This is a genomic window from Saccharopolyspora hattusasensis, assembly GCF_050972075.1.
Classification (GTDB): Bacteria; Actinomycetota; Actinomycetes; order Mycobacteriales; family Pseudonocardiaceae; genus Saccharopolyspora; species Saccharopolyspora hattusasensis.
The window spans coordinates 3,535,050-3,554,744 of record NZ_JBPCDC010000001.1 but is presented as its reverse complement, the minus strand read 5'-3'; the positions used below and the strand labels follow the sequence as shown (position 1 = coordinate 3,554,744).

At 68.2% G+C, this 19,695-nt stretch carries 20 protein-coding genes; 14 read left to right on the top strand and 6 right to left on the bottom strand.

Going from position 1 to position 19,695, the window contains the following annotated elements; genetic code table 11:
- Positions 1–254: 254 nt before the first annotated feature.
- From secY to map, 3 genes are all read left to right on the top strand, one after another.
- On the top strand, positions 255–1,568 hold the full coding sequence (gene secY / locus ACRXBZ_RS16385; RefSeq protein WP_168585492.1) for a preprotein translocase subunit SecY: 1,314 nt from the start codon (positions 255–257) through the stop codon (positions 1,566–1,568).
- A 175-nt stretch (positions 1,569–1,743) separates the two neighbouring features.
- Positions 1,744–2,298 (top strand): adenylate kinase, encoded by a 555-nt coding sequence (locus ACRXBZ_RS16380; RefSeq protein ID WP_433879848.1) that lies wholly within the window; start codon positions 1,744–1,746, stop codon positions 2,296–2,298.
- Positions 2,299–2,368: 70 nt separating this feature from the next.
- The gene (gene map / locus ACRXBZ_RS16375; protein WP_433879847.1) at positions 2,369–3,160 is read left to right on the top strand and encodes a type I methionyl aminopeptidase; all 792 of its coding nucleotides are present in this window, start codon (positions 2,369–2,371) and stop codon (positions 3,158–3,160) included.
- Positions 3,161–3,322: 162 nt separating this feature from the next.
- Here map and ACRXBZ_RS16370 read toward each other — a convergent pair whose 3' ends face one another.
- Together ACRXBZ_RS16370 and ACRXBZ_RS16365 are read right to left on the bottom strand one after the other, a co-directional pair.
- On the bottom strand, positions 3,323–3,925 hold the full coding sequence (locus ACRXBZ_RS16370) for a class I SAM-dependent methyltransferase (RefSeq protein ID WP_433879846.1): 603 nt from the start codon (positions 3,923–3,925) through the stop codon (positions 3,323–3,325).
- A gap of 256 nt (positions 3,926–4,181) precedes the next feature.
- A complete protein-coding gene (locus ACRXBZ_RS16365; protein ID WP_433879845.1) occupies positions 4,182–4,853 on the bottom strand; it encodes a class I SAM-dependent methyltransferase in 672 nt (223 codons plus the stop codon).
- A 388-nt stretch (positions 4,854–5,241) separates the two neighbouring features.
- On the opposite strand from ACRXBZ_RS16365, the gene infA reads away from it, so the two are divergent.
- The 8 genes from infA to truA all read left to right on the top strand — a co-directional run bounded on the left by infA (position 5,242) and on the right by truA (position 9,961).
- Complete coding sequence (gene infA, locus ACRXBZ_RS16360; RefSeq protein ID WP_009948665.1) at positions 5,242–5,463, top strand: translation initiation factor IF-1; 222 nt, start codon at positions 5,242–5,244, stop codon at positions 5,461–5,463.
- Between the two features lie 52 nt (positions 5,464–5,515).
- Entirely contained in the window at positions 5,516–5,629 is a 114-nt protein-coding gene (rpmJ, locus tag ACRXBZ_RS16355) for a 50S ribosomal protein L36 (protein WP_010315372.1), read from the top strand.
- A gap of 152 nt (positions 5,630–5,781) precedes the next feature.
- Positions 5,782–6,162 (top strand): 30S ribosomal protein S13, encoded by a 381-nt coding sequence (rpsM, locus tag ACRXBZ_RS16350; protein ID WP_010315370.1) that lies wholly within the window; start codon positions 5,782–5,784, stop codon positions 6,160–6,162.
- A gap of 25 nt (positions 6,163–6,187) precedes the next feature.
- The gene (gene rpsK / locus ACRXBZ_RS16345; RefSeq protein ID WP_132493023.1) at positions 6,188–6,592 is read left to right on the top strand and encodes a 30S ribosomal protein S11; all 405 of its coding nucleotides are present in this window, start codon (positions 6,188–6,190) and stop codon (positions 6,590–6,592) included.
- 23 nt (positions 6,593–6,615) lie between these two features.
- The gene (gene rpsD / locus ACRXBZ_RS16340; protein ID WP_168585489.1) at positions 6,616–7,221 is read left to right on the top strand and encodes a 30S ribosomal protein S4; all 606 of its coding nucleotides are present in this window, start codon (positions 6,616–6,618) and stop codon (positions 7,219–7,221) included.
- A gap of 151 nt (positions 7,222–7,372) precedes the next feature.
- The gene (locus ACRXBZ_RS16335; RefSeq protein ID WP_010315355.1) at positions 7,373–8,452 is read left to right on the top strand and encodes a DNA-directed RNA polymerase subunit alpha; all 1,080 of its coding nucleotides are present in this window, start codon (positions 7,373–7,375) and stop codon (positions 8,450–8,452) included.
- A gap of 49 nt (positions 8,453–8,501) precedes the next feature.
- The gene (gene rplQ, locus ACRXBZ_RS16330) at positions 8,502–9,059 is read left to right on the top strand and encodes a 50S ribosomal protein L17 (protein ID WP_433879844.1); all 558 of its coding nucleotides are present in this window, start codon (positions 8,502–8,504) and stop codon (positions 9,057–9,059) included.
- A gap of 20 nt (positions 9,060–9,079) precedes the next feature.
- Entirely contained in the window at positions 9,080–9,961 is an 882-nt protein-coding gene (truA, locus tag ACRXBZ_RS16325) for a tRNA pseudouridine(38-40) synthase TruA (RefSeq protein WP_168585487.1), read from the top strand.
- 409 nt (positions 9,962–10,370) lie between these two features.
- On the opposite strand, the gene ACRXBZ_RS16320 is transcribed toward truA, so the two are convergent.
- Positions 10,371–11,102 (bottom strand): hypothetical protein, encoded by a 732-nt coding sequence (locus tag ACRXBZ_RS16320; protein ID WP_010315349.1) that lies wholly within the window; start codon positions 11,100–11,102, stop codon positions 10,371–10,373.
- Positions 11,099–12,403, bottom strand: a complete 1,305-nt coding sequence (gene eccE, locus ACRXBZ_RS16315) for a type VII secretion protein EccE (RefSeq protein ID WP_246868891.1) — start codon at positions 12,401–12,403, stop codon at positions 11,099–11,101. Before eccE ends, ACRXBZ_RS16320 begins: the two co-directional genes overlap by 4 nt.
- A gap of 175 nt (positions 12,404–12,578) precedes the next feature.
- Between eccE and eccB the strand changes: the two genes are divergently transcribed.
- The 3 genes from eccB (at position 12,579) to ACRXBZ_RS16300 (ending at position 16,360) form a co-directional block, all read left to right on the top strand.
- Complete coding sequence (gene eccB / locus ACRXBZ_RS16310) at positions 12,579–14,174, top strand: type VII secretion protein EccB (protein WP_168585485.1); 1,596 nt, start codon at positions 12,579–12,581, stop codon at positions 14,172–14,174.
- A 372-nt stretch (positions 14,175–14,546) separates the two neighbouring features.
- Positions 14,547–14,858: a hypothetical protein gene (locus ACRXBZ_RS16305; RefSeq protein WP_433879843.1), complete on the top strand. Its 312-nt coding sequence runs from the start codon at positions 14,547–14,549 to the stop codon at positions 14,856–14,858.
- 2 nt (positions 14,859–14,860) lie between these two features.
- The gene (locus ACRXBZ_RS16300) at positions 14,861–16,360 is read left to right on the top strand and encodes a WXG100 family type VII secretion target (RefSeq protein ID WP_433879842.1); all 1,500 of its coding nucleotides are present in this window, start codon (positions 14,861–14,863) and stop codon (positions 16,358–16,360) included.
- A gap of 374 nt (positions 16,361–16,734) precedes the next feature.
- On the opposite strand, the gene mycP is transcribed toward ACRXBZ_RS16300, so the two are convergent.
- Positions 16,735–18,156 (bottom strand): type VII secretion-associated serine protease mycosin, encoded by a 1,422-nt coding sequence (mycP, locus tag ACRXBZ_RS16295; protein WP_433879841.1) that lies wholly within the window; start codon positions 18,154–18,156, stop codon positions 16,735–16,737.
- Between the two features lie 11 nt (positions 18,157–18,167).
- On the bottom strand, positions 18,168–19,607 hold the full coding sequence (gene eccD, locus ACRXBZ_RS16290) for a type VII secretion integral membrane protein EccD (protein ID WP_168585481.1): 1,440 nt from the start codon (positions 19,605–19,607) through the stop codon (positions 18,168–18,170).
- Positions 19,608–19,695: the final 88 nt, after the last annotated feature.

The following is a 19,695-nucleotide window of genomic DNA, read 5'->3' as shown; positions in this document are numbered from 1 at the left end:
TGCCTTGGGGGACAATCTATTTCGTTTTGTCCTGGAGGCAGAGTATTTCGGTGTTCGCGTTTTTTCGGGGGACCTGTGAAAAATCTTGTTCGCCGGTGGCGGACACTGTGATCGGCTGTGCGGGTTCGGTCGCCGCCCGTGGCTTCGTTCGGGCCTGCTAGAGTCGCCCCGGCAGTGCCGTAATGAACGGGTGCTGCGGAAATTGCCGCATTTTTCCCGGCCGGTTCCGACCGGCTCGCGTACAGGAGGTTCGCGTGCTCGGCGCCTTCCGCTCGGCTCTGGCGACGCCGGACCTGCGCCGCAAGATCCTGTTCACCCTGGGCATGGTCGTGCTCTACCGGCTCGGCGCCACGATCCCCTCTCCCGGGGTGTCGTACCCGAACATCCAGAAGTGCATCGAGCAGATCCAGGGCAGCGGTTCGCAGAGCGTGTACTCGCTGCTCAACCTCTTCAGCGGCGGTGCGCTACTGCAGCTGTCGGTGTTGTCGCTGGGCATCATGCCCTACATCACCGCGAGCATCATCATCCAGCTGCTGCAGGTGGTCATCCCGCGCTTCGAGCAGCTGAAGAAGGAAGGCCAGTCCGGCCAGGCGAAGCTGACCCAGTACACCCGGTACCTGACCATCGCGCTGGCGATCCTGCAGGGCACCGGCATCGTGGCGCTCGCGGTCCGCGGCCAGCTCTTCCAGGGCTGTTCCGTGTCGGTCATCCCGGACGACTCGGTGCTGAACCTGATCACCATCGTCGTCGTGATGACCGCCGGTGCCGCGGTGCTGATGTGGATGGGCGAGCTGATCACCGAGCGCGGCATCGGTAACGGCATGTCGCTGCTGATCTTCGTCTCGATCGCCTCGCGGATCCCGGCCGAGGGTGGCGCGATCCTCACCTCGCACGGCGGGCTGGTCTTCGCCGTGGTGTGCGCCTTCGCCATCGTGATCATCGCGACCGTGGTCTTCATCGAGCAGGCGCAGCGCCGGATCCCGGTGCAATACGCCAAGCGCATGATCGGCCGCCGGATGTACGGCGGGACCTCCACCTACCTGCCGCTGAAGGTGAACCAGGCAGGTGTCATCCCGGTCATCTTCGGTTCCTCGCTGCTGTACCTGCCGCAGCTGCTCGGCCAGCTGGCCGGCAACCAGGACACCTGGTGGGCGCGGTTCATCCAGACCTACATCGTGTCGCCGTCCAGCTGGGTACACATCCTGCTGTACATGTCGTTGATCATCTTCTTCGCGTACTTCTACGTGTCGATCACGTTCAACCCGGAAGAGCGCGCCGACGACATGAAGAAGTTCGGCGGGTTCATCCCGGGCATCCGGCCCGGTCGGCCGACCGCGGAGTACCTGAACTTCGTGCTCTCCCGGATCACCCTGCCCGGCTCGTTGTACCTGGGCATCATCGCGATCCTGCCGAACTTCTTCCTCGGCATCACCGGCGGTCAGGGCCAGAACCAGAACTTCCCGTTCGGCGGCACCGCGGTGCTGATCATGGTCAACGTCGGCCTGGACACCGTGAAGCAAATCGAGAGCCAGCTCACGCAACGCAGGTACGAGGGTTTCCTCCGGTAAACTGGACGGTCCGGGCGCGCGGTGGCGCATGCCCGGAGACCGCCGTTGCGGGTGGGCCGGCCTGGTGCGCGTGGCCCATGCGTAGGGTTGGAGCGAGGCTGCCCGGATGCAGGCAGGGCGCCCGTGCAGCTCGTCAGCAGTTGGCGCGCGATCGGATTGATTCGGAGGCAGACCCTTGGTGCGATTGGTTCTCGTCGGCCCGCCCGGTGCGGGCAAGGGCACCCAGGCGGCCGTGCTCAGCGAGCAGCTGGACGTTCCGCACATCTCCACCGGAGATCTGTTCCGCGCGAACATCGGCAACTCCACCCCGCTCGGCCAGAAGGCCAAGAGCTACTTGGATGCCGGCGAGCTGGTCCCCGACGAGGTCACCAACGAGATGGTGCGCGACCGCCTCTCCGACGAGGACGCCGCCAAGGGCTTCCTGCTGGACGGCTACCCCCGCAACACGGCGCAGGCCGGGGTGCTCCGCGAGATGCTGAGCGAGCACGGCGCGGAGCTGACTGCGGTGCTGCAGTTCGACGTGCCGGAGGAAGAGCTGGTCAAGCGGATGCTCGCCCGCGGGCGCTCGGACGACACCGAGGACGTCATCCGCCGTCGGCTGGCGGTGTACCGTTCGGAGACCGAGCCGCTGCTGCAGTACTACCGGGACCGGATCGTCAAGATCGACGCCGTCGGCTCGATCGAGGAGATCACCGCCCGAGCGCTGGAAGCGCTGCGCAACCGGGGGTGAGCCGGTCGGCTGGTCGTCGTGGTGACCGGCGGGGAACGCAGTCCGAGAAAGAATCCTGAAGGTGAGTGCCTTGTTGCGTCGGGGGAAGGGCATCGAGCTCAAGTCGCGGGGCGAGATCGAGGCGATGCGCGCCGCCGGTCTGGTCGTGGCCCGCGCGCTGGCTGCGGTGACCGAGCACGCGAAGCCGGGGGCGAGCACCGGCGAGCTGGACGCGGTCGCGGAACAGGTGATCCGGGACGCCGGCGCGGTGCCCTCCTTCAAGGGCTACCACGGTTTCCCGGCGTCGATCTGCGCTTCGTTGAACGAGAAGGTGGTGCACGGGATCCCGGCCCGCACCGAGGTCCTAGCCGAGGGCGACCTGCTGTCGGTGGACTGCGGCGCGATCCTGGAGGGCTGGCACGGCGACTCCGCCGTGACGTTGGCGATCGGCGAGGTGAGCGCGAAGGACCGCGGTCTGTCGGCGGCGACCGAGGCCAGCATGTGGGCGGGCATCGAGCAGGTCCGGGCCGGGAACCGGCTGACCGACATCTCGCACGCGGTGGAGACCGCGGCGCGCTCGGCCGCGCAGGCCGATGGCGTGGAGTACGGGATCATCGCGGAGTACGGCGGTCACGGCATCGGCACCCAGATGCACATGGAGCCGTTCCTGCCGAACCTCGGCAAGCCGGGGAAGGGCCCGCGGCTGCGGGTCGGCATGGCGATCGCGGTGGAGCCGATGCTGACGCTCGGTTCGGCGGAGACCGCGGAACTCGACGACGCCTGGACGGTGGTGACGGAGGACGGCTCCCGCGCCGCGCACTGGGAGCACACGGTCGCGATCACCGAAGACGGCCCCTGGGTCCTCACCGCCGCCGAGGACTGACCAGTCCCCGACGCAATTTCAATGGAAATCGAAGGTCCGATTTCAATGGAACTTGCGGATCTGCGGCGTGTCGGGTCACGACACGCCGCAGGATGCGGACGACTTGTTCGATTTCCATTGAAATCGAAGGTCTGATTTCAATGGAACTTGCGCCGGGTGGAGTCACTTGGGGCGGCGGCAGGCGTAGATGCGGGCCGGGGGGACGTTGCGCCAGATCGCGGTCCGCGGGAGCACTTCCTCGAAGGTGTCGTGTAGCGCCTCGACGAACTGCCGGGTGGGCGGTCGCCACAGCGTGGTCAGGTACGTGACCGTGGTGAACACCCCGTTCGGCGCCATCACCGAGGTAGCCTGCAGGAGCAGCTCGCGCTGCTTGTCCGGCGGCAGCAGGGTCCACGGGATGCTGCTGATGACGGCGTCGACCTGGTCGACCCCGGCGTCGTCCAGCAGTTTGCGCAGGTGGGTGGCGTCGCCCTCGATGACTTCCAGCCAGGGCTTGGTGCTGCGCAGGTAGCGCACCATCTCCGGATCGATCTCCACGGCCAGGTGCCGCGCGCCCTCGGACAGCCGGCGCTGGATCGGGCCGCTGAGCGCGCCGGTGCCCGGGCCGAGCTCCAGCACGGTCGGGGTGCCGTAGCTGGGCACCACGGTGGCCACCGCGGCCGCGACGTGCCGGGAGGTCGGCAGCACGGCACCGACCCTCGACGGTCGGCGGGCCGCGCGGTTGAGGAACGTCCAGTACTCGCGCAGCTTCTTTCGCTTGCTCACGACCACTCCTGCCAAATCGGCGAACGCGGCGACGGTAGCTGGTGCTTCGATCGCAGCGTGCAGCGGATCTGTGCAGGTCGCAGCACGTGGCGATGCGTCTTCATGAGTTTGCGGCGTGTCCACCCGGACTGGTGTGCTGTTGGTCATGCGTCAAGCCTGGTGCGCAGGGTGACGGAGCGTGATTCGGGGTTCGCCCGGGCAGTGCCCCGAGTTTCATCCCTTCGACCCCCAGTTTCACCCCTCCGGGTTGCGCGGCCTACCGCAGCGGGCGGCGGCAGATGTAGTGCAGGACCGGCGGGAGGTTGCGCCACGTGGTGTGGGTGAGGACCTCGTCGAACGTCTGCCCCAGCCGGGTGCGGAAGCGGCGGCCGCCCGGCGTCTGGTCGGCGGGCAGGTAGGTCAGCGCGGTGAACGCACCCTGCGGGGCAAGCGCCTCGGCGGCCTGTCGCAGGATTTGGTGCTGCGCGTCGGCCGCCAGCAGCGACCACGGGATGCTGCTGATGACCGCGTCCGCTCGGTCGATGTTGTGTTTGTCCAGCAGCGCGAGCAGGTCGCCCGCGTCGCCGTGCACGATCTCCATCCAAGGCTTGTGGGTGCGCAGATGCTCGACCATGGCCTCGCCGAGCTCGATGCCGATGTGCCGGGAGCCCTCGGGCAGCCTGCGGTGGATGCCGTTGCTCAACGAACCCGTCCCGGGGCCGAGCTCGACCACCACCGGGGCGCCGGTCGTCGGCACCACCTGGGCCACCGTGGCGGCTACCGTGGCGGAGGTCGGGGTCGCCGCGCCGACCATCTTCGGATTGCGCACCGCAGTCCGGAAGAAGGTCCGGTACTCCTCCAGCTTGCTCGCCGTGTGCTGCCCGACGCTGCCGAACGTGCGGAGCTGCGGCGCTGTGCTCCAGCCACGTTGCTCCTGCTGAGGTGTCACGCTTCTCCTCGGTTCTCCCACGGTCCGGGCCCTCGACCCCGATGTCGAGCGTGTGATCGAAAGTAGTGAGATCCGAAGCGACCGCGCAAGCCGCCGCGAGGCGCGGTCGGGTACCGTCATCAGCGTCACCCCCAAGTTGCACAGCGTGTCCACAGCGCCGTTGAGCTGCCCCGATGTGGAGCGCCCAAACGGCGCCGCGTACAGTGGAACATCGGCGCACTCGTAGCGCCGGTTCGTTGTGCCTGGTAACCCGCTCCATGTTCTCGGATCGGGTCGTTATCGGTGTTCCGGACCGGGCTGCGGTGTGCCCGTCGCTGGTGCCGGGGCCTCCGGTGCAAGCGGCGGGACTTAGGTCCGCAAACCGTCACCGTCACGAAACGCGGAGGACATGGGCAAGAAAGACGGGGCCATTGAGGTCGAGGGTCGGGTGATCGAACCGCTCCCCAACGCGATGTTCCGTGTCGAGTTGGAGAACGGCCACAAGGTCCTCGCACACATCAGTGGCAAGATGCGTCAGCACTACATCCGCATCCTGCCTGAGGACCGGGTCGTGGTGGAGCTCTCGCCGTACGACCTTTCCCGTGGGCGCATCGTCTACCGCTACAAGTGACCTCCACGGTGTCCGGGCGACCGGACACGCGTCCGAGCAGGAGAGCACGACCGTGAAGGTCCAGCCGAGTGTGAAGCGAATCTGCGACAAGTGCCAGGTCATCCGCCGTCACGGGCGGGTGCTGGTGATCTGCGACAACGCCCGTCACAAGCAGCGTCAGGGCTGAGCGCAGCACAGCGTCGCAAGGATCGAGTAGGAACTCCCTCGACCTGTCGGCCCTAACGCGGGCCGACTGACCCCCGGACCAGGCCGGGGCTCCGCATCAGTTGCGGGGGCGGCGAGGGAGCAGACCTGGATCAACGAAGGAGAACCGGCCAGATGGCACGGGTCGTCGGCGTCGATCTCCCGCGCGAAAAGCGCATGGAGATCGCGCTCACCTACATCTACGGGATCGGCAAGACCCGGTCGAAGGAGATCCTCTCCGCGACCGGAATCTCGCCCGACGCCCGGCCGCGCGACCTCGATGACGAGCAGCTCACCAAGCTGCGCGACTTCATCGAGAGCAGCTACCGGGTCGAGGGTGACCTCCGCCGCGAGGTCCAGGCCGACATCCGCCGGAAGATCGAGATCGGCTGCTACGCGGGGCTTCGGCACCGCCGGCACCTGCCGGTTCACGGGCAGCGGACGAAGACCAACGCCCGTACCCGCAAGGGGCCGAAGAAGACGGTCGCCGGCAAGAAGAAGGCCGGGAAGAAGTAAGCCTCGCTAGGAGTCAGCTAAAGCCATGCCACCCAAGTCTCGCGCTGGTGCCGTCAAGAAGGTGCGGCGCAAGGAAAAGAAGAACGTCGCTCACGGCCAGGCGCACATCAAGAGCACGTTCAACAACACCATCGTTTCGATCACCGACCCGACCGGTGCGGTGATCGCCTGGGCCTCGGCCGGCCACGTCGGGTTCAAGGGCTCCCGTAAGTCCACCCCGTTCGCCGCGCAGATGGCCGCCGAGAACGCGGCCCGCAAGGCCGCCGAGCACGGCATGAAGAAGGTCGACGTCTTCGTCAAGGGTCCGGGTTCGGGCCGGGAGACGGCGATCCGTTCGCTGCAGGCCGCCGGTCTCGAGGTCGGCACCATTCAGGACGTGACCCCGCAGCCGCACAACGGCTGCCGGCCGCCGAAGCGGCGTCGGGTCTGAGGCGCGGGAAGGAGTAGACAGAGATGGCACGTTATACCGGTCCCGCGACCCGCAAGTCCCGCCGTCTGAAGGTTGACCTCGTCGGTGGTGACCAGGCGTTCGAGCGCCGTCCGTACCCCCCGGGGCAGCACGGCCGCGCGCGCATCAAGGAAACCGAGTACCTGCTGCAGCTCCAGGAGAAGCAGAAGGCGAAGTTCACTTACGGTGTGCTGGAGCGCCAGTTCCGCTCGTACTACGAGGACGCCAACCGGCGTCCGGGCAAGACGGGTGACAATCTCCTGCAGCTGCTGGAGTCCCGGCTGGACAACGTCGTTTACCGCGCTGGCCTGGCCCGGACCCGCCGGATGGCGCGGCAGCTGGTCAGCCACGGCCACTTCACGGTCAACGGCAAGAAGGTGAACGTCCCCAGCTTCCAGGTTTCGAAGTGGGACATCATCGACGTCAAGCCGAAGTCGGTGCCCACCACGCCGTTCATCATCGCCAAGGAAACCCTCGGCGATCGGCCGGTGCCGGCCTGGTTGCAGGTTGTGCCCTCGAACCTGCGGATCCTGGTGCACCAGCGCCCGGAGCGCGCGCAGATCGACACTCCGGTCACCGAGCAGCTCATCGTCGAGCTCTACTCGAAGTGACGCGTCCCGCCGGCGGCCCCCCTCGGGGTCTGGCCGTCGGCGGCTCGCAGCCATTGGTGACGGTGCAGGAATCCGCCACCGGCCCGCGCTTCGCGGGCAACGCCATTCCATCGGCGTCAAATAGCGGGCGTCGTGAGGAAAGGAAAACGAAGTGCTCATCTCCCAGCGACCCACACTGTCCGAAGAGGCGGTGTCGGAGACGCGCTCCCGGTTCGTCATCGAGCCGCTGGAGCCGGGCTTCGGCTACACCCTCGGCAACTCGCTGCGTCGTACCCTGCTCTCCTCGATCCCGGGTGCGGCGGTCACCAGCCTGCGCATCGACGGTGTGCTGCACGAGTTCACCACGATTCCGGGTGTGAAGGAAGACGTCACCGACGTCATCCTGAACATCAAGGAGCTGGTCGTCAGCTCCGAGGAAGACGAGCCGGTGACGATGTACCTGCGCAAGCAGGGGCCGGGTGAGGTCACCGCGGCCGACATCGTGCCGCCGGCGGGCGTCACGGTGCACAACCCCGACCTGCACATCGCCACCCTCAACGCGAAGGGCAAGCTGGAGATCGAGCTCGTCGTCGAGCGTGGTCGTGGCTATGTCCCCGCGATGCAGAACAAGCAGACCGGTGCAGAGATCGGCCGCATCCCGGTGGACTCGATCTACTCGCCGGTGCTGAAGGTGACCTACAAGGTCGAGGCGACCCGTGTCGAGCAGCGCACGGACTTCGACAAGCTGATCCTCGACGTGGAGAGCAAGCCGTCGATCACCCCGCGCGACGCGGTGGCTTCGGCGGGACGCACCCTCGTCGAGCTGTTCGGGCTCGCCCGCGAGCTCAACATCGACGCCGAAGGCATCGAGATCGGCCCGTCGCCGGCGGAAGCCGACACCATCGCGGCCTACGCGATGCCGATCGAGGACCTCGACCTGACGGTGCGCTCCTACAACTGCCTCAAGCGGGAGGGCATCCACACCGTCGGCGAGCTGGTCTCGCGCAGCGAGGCCGACCTGCTGGACATCCGCAACTTCGGTGCGAAGTCCATCGACGAGGTCAAGATGAAGCTGGCCGGCCTTGGGCTCGCGCTCAAGGACAGCCCGCCCGGATTCGACCCGTCGGCCGCGGCGGCCGAGTACCCGTCCGAAGGCTGGTCTTCCGAGGAGACCACCGTCGGCGCGATCGGGCCCGTCGAGGACAACGGCTACGACGACGGTCAGGACTACGCGGAGACAGAGCAGCTGTAGCTGTGTTGCGCGTCCGGGGTACACCGGCGCGCCCTGAGAGGAGCAACCGATGCCCACCCCGACCAAGGGTCCGCGTCTCGGCGGGTCGCCGGCGCACGAGCGGCTCATCATGGCCAACCTGGCCACCTCGCTGTTCGAGCACGGCCGGATCACCACGACCGAGGCGAAGGCGAAGCGGCTTCGGCCGATCGCCGAGCGGCTCATCACCAAGGCCAAGAAGGGTGACCTGCACAACCGTCGCGAGGTCATGAAGACCATCCGCGACAAGGACGTCGTGCACAAGCTCTTCGCCGAGATCGGCCCGCACTTCGCGGAACGCAACGGCGGTTACACCCGCATCGTGAAGATGATGCCGCGCAAGGGTGACAACGCGAAGATGGCCGTCATCGCGCTGGTGACCGAGAGGCTCGTCACCACCGAGGCGGAGGCCGCTCGCGGCACGAAGTTCGCCAAGGACGAGCCGAAGGCCGAGGCTTTGGAGGCCACCGAGGCTCTGGAGGCCACCGAGGACGAGCCGAAGGCCGAGGAAACCCCGAAGGCCGAGACTCCGGAGGCCACCGAGGCCAAGGCCGAGGACACCGCTGCCGAGAAGAAGGACGAGTCCTGATTCCGGCACGTAGTGCTGCCTTGAACGAGCCCGCCGCTCCCGCTGGGGACGGCGGGCTCGTTCGCGTGCGCCTCGACGTTTCCTACGACGGCACGGATTTCTGCGGCTGGGCGAAGCAGCCGGGTCAGCGCACCGTGCAGGGCCTGGTGGAGGACGCGCTGGCGAAGCAGCCGCCGGGGCGGTCGGTGCCGCGACCGGTGGTGGTCGCAGGGCGGACGGATTCCGGGGTGCACGCCTCGGGGCAGGTCGTGCACTTCGACGTGGTGCCCCACGACCCGGTCGGCGGTGAGCGGATTTCCGTTAACGCCCAGGGGATCCCGGACCTGGAGCGGATGGTGCACCGGTGGAACCGGATCCTCCCGCCGGACGTGCGGGTGCTGGGGGCACGGGTGGTGCCTTCGGCGTTCGACGCGCGGTTCTCGGCGCTGCGCCGGCACTACCGGTACCAGGTGTCGGACGCACCGTGGGGCGTGGATCCGCTGCGGCGCCGGGACACACTCGCCTGGAACCGGCCGCTGGACGTGGCGGCGCTCAACGCCGCGGCGCAGGAGTTGTTGGGGCTCAACGACTTCGCGGCGTACTGCAAGCCGCGGGAGGGCGCCACGACGGTGCGCGAACTCCAGCGGTTCGAGTGGGGGCGGGTGGCGGAGCACCTGATCGTCGCACACGTCAGCGCGGACGCGTTCTGCCACTCGATGGTCCGGAGCCTGGTGGGCACGCTCCTGATGGTCGGCGACGGACGGAAAGCCCGGCCCTGGCCAGCAGAACTCCTCGAATCCACCAGCCGGACGACGGCGGTCGCCCCGGCCCACGGCCTGACCCTGACGGCCATCGACTACCCGTCAGACGAAGACCTCGAAGCCCGGGCCGCGCAAACCCGGGCGATGCGCACCCTCCCCTGACGCGGAGTGGGACAATTTCGCGAGAAATTGACCGTCACCAGGGTGAACGTCAATTTCTCGCGAAATTGCACAACAGCCGGTGACGGTTGGCGGGTTACTGGCCGTGGTGGCGGCCGTCCCGTCGAGTGCGGCCGTGTCGACTCTGGGTGGAAGCCGTGCGGAAGGCGACCTCGAGTGCTCCGCCGTCGAGGCGGCCGGAGGCTGGGCGAAGTCGTCTGGTGGAAGATCTCCATCCAGTTCGCCCCGCAACTTCGCAGACCTGCGCAAGGGCTTCGGCGTGGTCAGCTCAACACCGCGGATCTGGCATCATTTCCGGTTATGAGCAGTTAATATCACTCGCTGCTCACAGGCCCGAAAACGAAAAGCCCCGACCGTCGCGGCCAGGGCTTTCGCGGTGTTGCCGGAGGAGTCAGTCGCCGCGGCGGATCGGGCCGAGGATCTCCTTCTCCTTCTGGTTCGTCACCAGGCGGATCATCGTCCAGGTCATGTTGCCGAGGGCGATCACCTGGTCGTCCTTGAGCTGGGTCAGCTGCTGGACCTGGTGGCCGCGGAGGCTCCAGATGCGCTGGGCGAGCTGTGCCTGGTTCAGCGGGAGGCGCTGCAGCAGCACCAGGTCCGCCGTGTTCGCCGCCGTGCCGCTGCTGACCTGCGGGTGCAGGTAGGGCAGCACGTACATGGTGGTCTGCCACGGTGCGCGCGGCGGGAACAGTTCCTGCGGCACCGCGCCGCCATCGTGGATCACCAGCAGCGGGGTGTCCTCAGTGGACCTCGGGAGGTCGAACGGCGCCAACCGCCGGATCTGCGCCAGCGGCACCGGCTTCCCGTCCGGGGTCTGCCCGGCCGCGCGCTCCAGCATCTTCCACGCCGCCGGTCGACCGGTGGCGACGATCACCCAGGCACCGGTGGCCATCGCGCGCAGCGCGAGCTGCCGGGCGAGGTACAGGCCGCCGACGGTGACCATCCGGGTCGGGTGCGGCCGCAGCATCGACGCGGCCTGTGCCTCGCCCTGCGGGTCTGAGCCGATGATCACGCCGCCGCGGTCGCCGGACGGGCTGATGGCGTCCAGGGTTTCCGCGGTGACCAGGAATTCCGGTGCCGCGCCGCGGCTGCCCGGCACATCGATCGTTCTGCTTCGGCTCATGCCGCACCTCCGAGCGGCAGCGTCGCCGCGTAGCCGGCCAGTTGCGAGCCGCGCAGCGGGGTCAGGGTCAATCCGAGACGGTTGCTGATCGCCTTCAGCCGCTCGTCGGCGGCGTCCAGCTCGGTGGGCGTGCGGGCGCTGACCCGGACCAGGCCGCGCAGCCCGACCTCGCCTTCCTCGCCGACCGGCGAGATGGACAGCGCGATGCTGGTGGACAGCGCGCGGATCCCGGTGAGCGCGTTGAGACTGTCGTTCATCTGGTTCGGCCAACCGGTGATGGCGTAGCTGGAGTGCCCGACGCCACCGGCGGTCACGCCGTCCCACCGCTCCTTGAGGCCCACCGGCCGTTGTGAACCGAGCACGCCGTGCAATTCCGCCGATGAGATCCCGGCCTGCAGCAGCTCGTCGGGGTCCAGCGGACGGGTCGGCACGCCCTGCCGCTCCAGCGCATTGCGGACTCGGGACAAGGCCCCGATGAGCGCCCGCTGCGCGCCGATGATGCCGCCGCCGCGCTCGCCGATGGCCTTGGCGCAGCGCTGCGGGTCGAGGCGGACCGCGATCCAGGTTGTGCGCCGGGCAGCCGCGGGCAGTCGGCCCAGGACTTCGAGGTAGGAGTTCAGCGCGGGCGAATTCGACGGCAGCGCCGCGCTTCCCGGGTAGCAGTGCCAGATGACCTGCACCGCGTCGAGCACCACTCCGCGGTCTTCCAGGCACGGAACCAGCACGCCCAGCGGCAGGTTCGGCGCGCTGTCGACCGGGTTCAGCAGTGACGGGGCCGGCTCGACCATCAGCACCGCGGTCCACTTGCCCTTGTGCCACGACATTCCGACCGGGTTGCGGTCGTGGTCCTGGGTGCGGGCGATCACCAGGTCCTCGACGACCAGCCGCAGCAGCGCGACGCGGTGGTTCTCGTCCGGGCCGATGATGCCGTCGCCGTCCTTATCCTCAGCCGGCTCCATCGCATCGACGTTGGCCGGGTGCGAAGCCCGAGTGTGGTTGCGGCCGCGGTATTCGAGCACCAGCCCGAACCACTGGGTGAACCACCGGCCGCGCCGCCGCAGCAGCGCGATGATGATCGCCAGCGCCGCCACACCGGCACCGACCGGCAGCGGCATGTTGTTGATCTGGGTGAGGATCAGGCCGATGGCGAGGCCGACCTCGATGAGCACGATGTTGGCCGCAGGGATGCCGCCGAGCGTCACGCCGTTGATCCGCCGCCGGCGCGCGCGAATTCGGGCGCGGGGCGGGTTGGCGGGCCCGGGAGCTTTCGGCTGGGCCGGATGTTGTGTGGTCACGGACATCCGTTCGGTCTCTCCCCCTCGCAGGTAAGTGCGGCACACGGCGCGCTGGGACGCGTTGTCGGAGTCAGCCGCGTGATGAGAATACTGATGGACTCGGTCGAACCGCACCCATTCGGTATATCTCTGCGACTATCCTGCGAAACCGTACCTCGGACGGGAGAGCTGTAGGCGAAGAATGGCATCAACACCCACAACGAAGTCACAGGTTCAGGCGTATCGGTTCGTGCTGCGCCGCATGGAGTCGGCGCTGGTGCGGAAAGACGCGGTGATGCTCCACGATCCGATGGGTTCGCACAAGCGGGCCACGGTCGCGGGTGCGGTACTCGCCGCTGTCGGCATGATCGGGTTCCTTGTTTGGGGCCTTTTCGGTGGTAAGGGCAACGTCCCGGAGCCGGGTTCGATCGTCATAGCCCAGGAAACCGGCAACGTTTTCGTCGTAACTTCAGACCAGCAGGCCCAGAAGCGGCTCATTCCGATGCTGAACATGGCCTCGGCGAAGTTGCTGGTCATGGCGCAGGGGGGCGGCCAGGGTGGCGGCCCGGTGGAGCCGACCAGGGTGAAGCAGGCCGCTCTGGCGGACTTCCCGCGCGGTGCGCTCACCGGCATGGTCAACGCGCCGACCTTCCTGCCTGACGCCAAGAATCCCGCGGAGCCGTCCTGGGCGATCTGCGATGTCGGCCAGGTCCGGGACACCCTCAGCGATGCCAAGGTGGAGGCTGCGACGAAGGTGGAGACGACGGTCATCGGCGGTGACGGCAACCACGGCACCGAGATCGCGCCGAACCAGTCGCTCTACGTCAAAGACCAGACCTCCAAGGAGGAATACCTCATCTACCGTGTGAAGGACCTGCCGGGTCGGCAGCACACGCACGCGGTGAAGTCGAAGATCAGCATGACGGAAACCACTGTCATGGACGTCTTCCGGCTTCGGGGCGCCACGCCGCGGACGATCAGCACGAACATGCTGAACGCGATCCCGGAGGTCCCGGCGCTGCAGGTGCCCACCATCCCGGGTGATGGTCAGCAGCTGCAGAGCTACATGACCCGCTACAAGGTCGGCGATGTGGTCAAGCGCACCCTGCCGGGGCAGCCGGACCAGTTCTTCCTGTTGCTGCAGAACGGGAAGCAGGAGATCAACGAGGGCGCGGCGGCGGTGCTGCACGCGTCGAAGACCAACAGCCAGGACATCCCGAACGCGACGGGTGCGGTCACCGACGCTCCGCAGGCCGACCCCAGCGAGCAGATCAACCTCTCCAGCTTCCCGACGGCGGTGCCCACGCCGGTCACCTTCCAGCAGTCCGACACTTCCTGCCTGAGCTGGAAGAACGTCAACGGTGATCAGAACATCACGGTGACCCTGCACAAGGGCTCGCCGGCGGCGAAGGCGCCGGTCAAGCTGGCCCAGTACGACGGTGCCGACCTGAACGTCGACTACTTCTACATGCCGCCGGGCAAGGCGGCCGTGGTGCGCGGGGCCTCGAATGAGGCCGGTGCGGACAGCGGCCCGATTTTCCTGGTTTCGGACCAGGGCGTGCAGTACGGCATCAAGGACGTCGCGACCGCGCAGGGACTCGGCGTGATCGGCGGTGCCGGCGACATCAAGGCGGGGCCGTCCTGGCTGATGCGGACGCTGCCGAACGGCGACTTCCTCGACCCGGCGAACGCGAGCCTGACCTACGACTCGGTCCCGGTCGGGCCGGGCGGAGTGAACCGCCCGCCGCAGAACCCGCAACAGCAGCAGCAAGCCGGAGCCGCCCAATCAGGTAGCTGACGGTTCGGGTCGCGGGAGCAGCCGAACCCACGCGCCGAACCGGGAACCGAACTGGTCGGCTCCAACGTCCGAGGAACAAGCGATCCGCCCGCAGCCCACGGTGAGCTGCGGGCGGATCGTCGTGAGAGCCTGTCGGCGAATGCCGTCCGCGCCTTTGGAAGCGGCGTAGCCGCTTGGATTCACCTTGTCAAGACGACCATCGGCGGGTTCTGAGAGGTTTTCTGGCGAGGACGGCCCCTCCGCCGCGTATTGGACATACATCAGGAGGGGCACCCGCAGTCCAGGGAAGCTCTCAGGTTCCGCTAAGCGACCACCCACCCAGACCATCACCAACAGGCTCTAATAAGAGCGACCGAACGTGGGAGGTACCGGATGTCGGGGATCCGGATCGACATCGAATGGCTGGCGAGCTGCGCGCGCGAGGTGCGCGCCGCCGGCGAGGAGATCACGGCGGCGCAGCCGGCGCTGACGGCCGCGGAACTCGCGCCGGAAACCTTCGGCGTGCTCGGCCGCGAGGCCGGTGCAGCCGAGGCCTACCAGCGCCTGTACGCCCTGCTACTGGACCAGAACCGCCGCGCCGGGGAGACCTTGACCCGAGCCGGGGACGAGCTGCGCGAGGTCGTGGACTTCCACGCCGGGGGCGACGACGACAGCGCCGTCGAGATGCGAAAGCAGGAGGCATGAGCATGGCGCGCAACAGCTCCGAAGTGGCCGAGCACCTCGACTACCTGTCCCGCATCGCCGACGAACTGGAGGTCGCGAACTCGATCCCCGCGGATCTCGCCGACCTGGTCGGCCGCCACGAGGAACTGCGCGAGGCGGCCCGGGTCTGGCACGAGGGCGCGGAAAACCTGGAGAACGCCGCAGCGCACGTGCAAGGCAGGCTCGGTGGAATCGATTCTGCTTGGCAGGGCCAGGACGCCGATGCCTTCCTCGCGCATGTCCAGGACGTCGGCCTGGCAGGCAACGACCTGGTCGACACGATGCGCGCGCTGGCGGATGTGCTGGACCACACGGTGGAAGCCCTGCAGGCGCAGTTGGACGACTTGGGCGGACTGGTCGCGGAAGCGGCGGATTCGGTGTCCGCGGCGCTGCTGGCACCCGAAGGAGGGGCGAAGCGGGCGCGCCAGCACCTGGTGGAATTGGCGCAGCCCGCCAGCGAGCTGGCGGAGTCCATTTCGGACACTTATCGCGCGTTCGCGCGGTTCTGCGACGACGTGGAGGCGGGCCGGTCGGCGGGATCGGTGCAGTTCGACCACCGGATGCCCGCCCAGGCATGGGACTTCAACGCCCCGACCCTGGCACACCCGGCGCTCGCTGAGCCGGCGGGGGCTGAATCGGCTGGCGGCGGTGCCGGAGGTGTCGGTGCTGTCGGTGGAGGTGCCGCTGCGGCGGGGGTTTCCGGGGCGCCCGGAGGAGGTACCGCTGCGGCCGGGGTCTCCGGGGGACCCGGAGGAGGTGCGGAACACCCCCTCTCCCCAGGCGACACCACGCGAGCCGGGGAGCCTTCGGCGGTGCCACCCGCTGCCGCTGCCGCTGCCGCTGGTGGCACGGTCGCCGGTGCGGCGGGCGGTGTTGCCGCCGGCGGCATGATGGGCGGCATGATGCCGATGGGCATGATGGGCGGAATGATGGGTGGCGCGCAGGGTGCCGGCCAGGACCGGAAGAACCAGTCCCGGCTGAAGAGCAAGCCGGAGGAGCTGTTCGGCACGCCGCCGGATGCGGCCCCGGCGGTCCTCGGCGAGTCGTCGCGAGACCGCGACCAGAACCAGGAACGGCCGGCCGCGACGACCCGGCAGTCGACGCGGAGGCTCGGTGTCCCGTCGATCATCGAGCCGCCCACCCCCCGCCCCTCGATCGCGGACGCCCTCCACCCCAAGCAGACGGCGGAAGACACCCCAAAGCCGAAGCCAGCCACGGCATCGGTGGGTGATGCGCCACCGCCGAAGCCGAAGCCAGCCACGGCATCGGTGGGTGATGCGCCACCGCCGAAGCCGAAGCCAGCCACGGCATCGGTGGGTGATGCGCCACCGCCGAAGCCGAAGCCAGCCACGGCATCGGTGGGTGATGCGCCACCGCCGAAGCCGAAGACGGGTACGGCATCGGTGGGCGACGCGCCACCGCCGAAGCCGAAGACGGGTACGGCATCGGTCGGCGACGCGCCACCGCCGAAGCGCCGGAACTAGGCCTCCCGCCAACAAGATCCGCACATGAAACGCGTTCCATCCTGGGCCGGCACCGTTGAGCCCGCTTCGGCTGCTGGGGACCGTGAGTGCTATCGGGTGCGATAGAGGCTGCTTGGGATGTGTTGGTTGAGGCGAACGGACCGTTCGTGCCGTCGTCTACCGAGGCGAACAGGCCGTTCGCTTCACACCGATTGGCGAGGCAGCACGCCCTCCCGATAGGGCAGCCAGCGAGATCTCCAGGCAGTCTCGCAAAGCGATGACATAGATAGGTGCTGAAGAAGTTCGTTCGGCAGGTAGATCGAGCGAGGAGCCTGGTGGTTTAACGAGACGGCCCGGTGTCCGCATGGGACACCGGGCCGTCTCGTCGAACGTCTTCAGCCGCCGCTGTTTTCGCGCGCTCGGGCTCGGACGTTGCGTACCGCGTTAACCAGGAACGCCGTGAAGATGATCGCCGCGATTCCCGCTCCTGCACCGCCCAGGGCGATGATCAGGGCCGGGAAGTCCTTCTGCGGGATGACATCCACGTCCAGCTTCGTCGGCTTCGGCGGCGGCGCCGCCTTGTCGTACTCGGATGGGAGGACGTCGCTCAGCGCCGCCATTGGGTCGACCATGCCGTAGCCGACGATGTCGTTGCGTCCGTTGATGCCGCCCGGGTGCAAAGCCGTCTGCTTGATCCGGTCCATCACCTGCTTTGCGGACTCGGCCGTGTTCATCGGCTTGCCTTCGCGCGCGAACTTCTCCTTGATCAGTGCCGCCAGGCCGGACACGTACGGCGCGGCGAAGCTGGTGCCCTGGATCGGGCCCATCTGGCCGTCCTTGCCCCCGGCGATTTGGCTGGCCAGGCCCTTGCCTTGGGCGCCCGGGTCGAGGGTGATCAGGTTCTCGCCCGGCGCGGCCACGTCCACCCACGGACCCGGCACGGTGAACTCCGACGGCGCACCCGCCTGGTTCACCGAGGCGACGGTGAGCACGTAGTCGTCGAACCAGGCGGGCAGCACCGCGGTCGTCGGGCTGCCGGCCGGGTTCTTCTGGCAGGCGTCGCCGACGTTTCCGGCCGCGGCGACCACAACGACCCCCGCTTCGTAGGCCTGCTTGACCGCGTTGTGCAGTTCCTGGTTACCAACGTCGAGGGGGTTGCTGCCCTGCGCGATCGGCTGGCACGACGACTGCGAGATGTTGATGACCGCGGCGCCCTGATCGACCGCGCCGTTGATGGCCTGCGCCATCGTCTTGGTGTTGCCGATCGTGGAGTTGTCCGACTGACGTATCCACACCTGGGAGGACTGCCGGATCGACAGGATCGTGGCTTCTGGTGCGATCCCGACATACCCTGTCTGGCCGGTCTCGTCCGGGGCCGCCCCGATGATGCCCGCCACTATCGTGCCGTGCCCGTCGCAGTCGACGGTGGCGCCGCCGCCAGGGACGGTGTTGTCACCGCCCTGCAGGTGGTGCAGTCGCGGATGTGGGTTCACCCCGGTGTCGATGACGGCCACCTTCTGGCCTTCACCCTTCAAGCCCTGCTCGTGGGCTCGTTCGTAGCCGAGCACCAGCTGGCTCCACGGCTTCTCCTCGATCATGGAGTTGCCGGTGTTGCCGCGCATGCAGCCCTGCTTTTGCTCGTAGCCGGGCGAGGCATCCATTTTGGACCCGGTCTGCCACGCCTCGTTCAGCTGTGGCGGACCGACGGTCTGCGCGACCGCGGGTGCCGTGGGGCCGCCCAGCGCGAACGTGCCCACTGCGGCGAGCAGCGCGAATCCGCGCAGCCCGCCCCGGAAGCGGGAGATCCTAGAGCGCATCACGCCGCCCCTCAGAAAAAGTTCAGGTTGAGGTCGCGGATGTACATGTAGAGGTTCATGGCGGCCAGCGCCAGCGGCAGCACCAGCGCGATCAGGACCGCTTCCAGGATGTCCACCGTGCGGCGCTGCACCGGCGAGAACCGCCGGTTCGGGAACACCACGCCGAAGATGATCGCCAGGATGCCGAGCAGCAGCAGCGGCGGGAACACCCAGGCCACCGCCAGCGACCACTGCGCGACCTGCACCAGCAGGCCGATGGTGACGCCCAGGGACGACAGCAGACCGCTCAGCAGCAGCGCGATCGCCTGGCTGCCGTTGGCGTAGTTGCGGCCGCGCAGCAGCAGGACCGCCGAGACGACGATCGCGAACACCGCGCCCCAGATGCTGGCCGCTGCCGCGAGGATCGAGCCGAGCGCCGCGACCACGCCGCAGCCGATGATCAGGCCCGTCATGTACTGGTGCGCCAGGCCGGTCTGCCGCTCGATCATGCGGTAGTCCGGGAAGCCGGTGTCTTCCTTGAGGTCCTCGGCGCTGCCCGGCACGTGCGGCAGCGGCAGCTTCGCGAGCTGGATGGTGATGCGCGGCAGCAGCGAGATGCCGGCCAGGCCGACGGCCGCGGCGCCCGCGGCGATGCCCGCGATGCTGGCGGTGGGCACCAGCGTCGCGACGAGGAAGGCGATGGTGCCGAACGCCGCCGCCGTGGCGGCCGCGATGAACGTCACGATGCCCGCGCCGATCACCATGATCGATACCGAGGCGAAGATCAGCGTCAACGCGCAGGCCAGCAACAGCCTCGGTTCGAGGGCGTTGCCCGGCACGATGTTGAAGCCCGCGACGAACGCCATCGGCAGCCCGCCCGCGGCGGCGATAACCGTGCCGGTGGTGGGCGCCGCGTAGGCGCGGGTCACGATCGAGCCGACGCCGGTCGCGAAGATCGCCACCACGACCGCCGTTACGGCGGCCACGATCTGGTAGACGATCGGCGCCGTGCCCTCCAGTTCGGGGTGCAGCAGCCCGGCCGGGCCCGCCAACCCCAATGCGACGGCCGCGCCGATGAGCGCCAGCGCGCCGGCTGCGTGCCCGATCTTGGCCGCGGTTTCCTTCGTCCACGGCCGGTAGCTGCCCGGTTCCGCTTCCGCGAGCGCGTCGACGACGTCGTCGTACAGCGGCGGCGGCGGGTCGTCCGACCGGCGCCGCAGCTGCAACATGTCGCCGTCGACGATTCCCTGCGAGGACAGCGTCTGGCTCGGGTCGAGGGGCTGGCTCTCCCCGAGCTTGGCCAGGCACCAGCCGCCGTGCCGCGAACCGCCGTCCGAGGTGATCCCGCGGGCCATGTCCAGCACCATCGGCAAAAGGTCTGCCACCGCCACGTCTGCGGGAAGCGCCAGGTCGATACGAGTTGTAGGCGCCACCACCGTCACGCGGCTGAACACCGTGGTCCCGGTCGCCACTTGGGCCCCCTACTCCCTGAGGTTGATTGCCTTGCATTCATTTGTGTCGTTGGGCTCGATCCAACCAAGGCCGGTTTTTCTCGTGAAA